Origin of the sequence: Mesorhizobium sp. M1273 (assembly GCF_040318195.1) — a bacterium.
Lineage (GTDB): Bacteria > Pseudomonadota > Alphaproteobacteria > Rhizobiales > Rhizobiaceae > Mesorhizobium.
In genome coordinates, this window is the sequence record NZ_JAMYLV010000080.1 from 1 (window position 1) to 2427 (window position 2427).

Genomic DNA, 2427 nt, shown 5'->3' on the forward strand with positions numbered 1-2427 from the left:
CCATCAAGCCGATCCATCTTGGCACGACGGTGGCGGCGCGACACCGCGATCGATGCCGCATCGACGATGTGACTTTCGATCCAGTCCTCGCGGTTCAGCACCCAGTCGATCCAGAAGCCGTCCAGCCCCGCCTCCTGGATCACTACCAACGGATAAAGCGTGCCCGTGCGCGCCTCGGCCTTGCTGCGCAGCCCGGTGAGGCAGACGAGCAGCCCGGCACTGTCACCGCCGGCGACCATGTGGCGCGACATCTTCTCGCTGCCCGGTACAATCGAGGTGACTAGCCAGGTCGATCTGGACAGCTCCAGCGAGACGAAGATTGCGCCAAGATCCACGCGGACAGCGGCTTGTAGCTCGGATTGATCGGCGGTCGAAAGATGCATGAAAGGGCCTCCAAAGAGCGAGTTGCGATGGCCCACTCTGCCAGAGTGCGGGCCACGATCCACTCCCCATGGGATCTGCCGCGCCTGTGAGGATGTGGTAGTTCAGGCTCCGGCGCCGGCCCGGCTGATCGAGGGTGGTCTTCCGACCGAGGCAACGGTCGCCCAGGTGCTGGTCTCAAAATATGCCGATCACCTGCCGCTATATCGTCAGGCGCAGATCTACGCCCGGCAGGGCATCAATCTCGACCGGTGCACGATCGCCGACTGGGTCGGTCGCGCCGCCTGGCATGTGCGTCCGGTGCACGAGCGGCTGCTTGGCAAGCTGAAGGCTTCACCGAAGCTCTTCGCGACGAGACGACCGCCGGTGCTCGATCCGGGCCTCGGCAAGACGAAGACAGGCCAACTCTGGGCCTATGCCCGCGATGACCGACCATGGAATGGCGGCGATCCGCCGGGCGTCGCCTATGTCTATGCGCCGGACCGAAAGGCCGAGCGTCCGATCGCTCATCTCGCAGGCTTCACCGGAATCTTGCAGGTCGACGGCTATGGCGGCTATCGCGTGCTGGCCGACAAAAGCGGCGTCACGCTCGCCTTCTGCTGGGCGCATGTCCGTCGGCGCTTTTATGAACTGGCAGCAGCCGGTCCCGCGCCGATCGCCAGCGAGGCGCTGAGACGGATCGCCGAACTCTACAAGATCGAGGATGACATCCGTGGCCGATCGGCCAACGAGCGCCGCGCGATGCGTCAGGACAAAAGCCGCGCCATCGTCGCCGATCTCGAACCCTGGCTGCGTGAGAAGCTCGGCCTGATCAGCCAGAAGACCAAGCTCGCAGAGGCGATCCGCTATACGCTCTCACGCTGGGAAGGCCTCTCGCGCTTCCTCGAAGACGGCCGCATCGAGATCGGCAGCAACACCGTCGAGCGCTCCATCCGTCCGATCGCGAAGACTGATTCATTATGCACCTCCTTTCAAATGGCGGTTATGGTCGTGGATGCGACGCGGAGTATTGCGCGCCCAGTTCGGCCTTGATCCGTTCGTCTTCGAGGTCGCTGGCGCGGATCTGGTAGGGCGCGCCGCGCATGACCTGCTCGGCGGGTAAGAGGCCATCCCTGATGAACCGGCGGATTTTGACGTGCGAGACTCCAAGCCGGGCGGCCGCGTCCGACATAGTGAGCCACTCGCCATTCTTGTCGGATGAGCGATGGCCGCTGATCTTGTGCACCGTGCGCAGCGATTGGACGCGTCGCGCGGTCCAGGTCTTTCCCTGACCGGTCTGCATGCCCATGCGGTTGTGGCAGCGATTTCGGCATCCGACCACCGGGTTGCCATGGATCGCATGATCGCCAGAGCCTCCTCAGGCGTACGCTGGCCATGCTCTCCGGATTTGGGCTTGCGAACCCGTACCTGCGAGTGCTGGCCTCCGTGCCAGTGGATGGTCAAGATCACGTCGCGCGCATCGTCATCGACATCCGCCACGATGTCCTTGATGAGCGCGCGCAGCAGTTGCTGACGACAGCGCATGTCGACACCCGGCGCGTTCCAGGTGGCCTCGAGATTCTGGGCGGGGCCCGTGAAGTCCGGAACCGCGTCGACAGGGTCCACACGCTGGAATTCGCTCAGTCGGGCCTCGCAGGTCCCCACGCGCCTGAGCGTGGCTTCCCAACTCCTCTCGAGCTGGGCCGCAATAAGCCGGTTCTCCGGGTCGCAGGCCGCATAGCGGCGCTCGGCGAGCGATGCCTCGTAGCGCGCCTGCTGCAGGTCCAGCTCGATCATCTGCCGGCGCCTGGCCTCGCTCTCCAGCTGCATCCGTTCAGCCTCCAACGCCGCTTCGATCGCCATCGGCGCAACCGCCTCCAGCGCTTCGCGGGTCACCGCCGCGTCGGTACGAAAGCCGTTGAACGACATGCATCGCGCCTGTGCCATCATGAGGTTGCCGCATCCGTCGACTTCATGTGCTTGTGGTGAGCTAGCGGCAGCCGATAGAAGCTCAGCGTCTCCTCGATGTTATCTTCCACCCAGTTGACCAGCTTCGGGTATTTGGCC

Annotated in this window: 2 protein-coding genes and 3 pseudogenes; 2 read left to right on the plus strand and 3 right to left on the minus strand. The window is 64.3% G+C overall.

Annotated features, from left to right (window positions below):
- A pseudogene (locus NKH30_RS32960) lies at positions 1-383 on the minus strand (IS110 family transposase); the annotation flags it as partial.
- 64 nt (positions 384-447) lie between these two features.
- Here NKH30_RS32960 and tnpC point away from each other — a divergent pair.
- A pseudogene (gene tnpC, locus NKH30_RS32965) lies at positions 448-1332 on the plus strand (IS66 family transposase); the annotation flags it as partial.
- 31 nt (positions 1333-1363) lie between these two features.
- Here the strand turns inward: tnpC and NKH30_RS33350 are convergent.
- The gene (locus tag NKH30_RS33350; protein WP_502911549.1) at positions 1364-1669 is read right to left on the minus strand and encodes a helix-turn-helix domain-containing protein; all 306 of its coding nucleotides are present in this window, start codon (positions 1667-1669) and stop codon (positions 1364-1366) included.
- A gap of 86 nt (positions 1670-1755) precedes the next feature.
- Here NKH30_RS33350 and NKH30_RS33355 point away from each other — a divergent pair, with 86 nt between their 5' ends.
- Entirely contained in the window at positions 1756-2349 is a 594-nt protein-coding gene (locus tag NKH30_RS33355; protein ID WP_502911551.1) for a hypothetical protein, read from the plus strand.
- Here NKH30_RS33355 and NKH30_RS32975 read toward each other — a convergent pair.
- Positions 2322-2427, minus strand: a pseudogene (locus tag NKH30_RS32975) (transposase); the annotation flags it as partial. The gene NKH30_RS33355 and the pseudogene NKH30_RS32975 overlap by 28 nt on opposite strands.

Coding starts and splice junctions, on each gene's coding strand:
- NKH30_RS33355 (WP_502911551.1), top strand. CDS start 1,756: ATGCTCTCCGGATTTGGGCTTGCGAACCCGTACCTGCGAGTGCTGGCC.
- NKH30_RS33350 (WP_502911549.1), bottom strand. CDS start 1,669: ATGGGCATGCAGACCGGTCAGGGAAAGACCTGGACCGCGCGACGCGTC.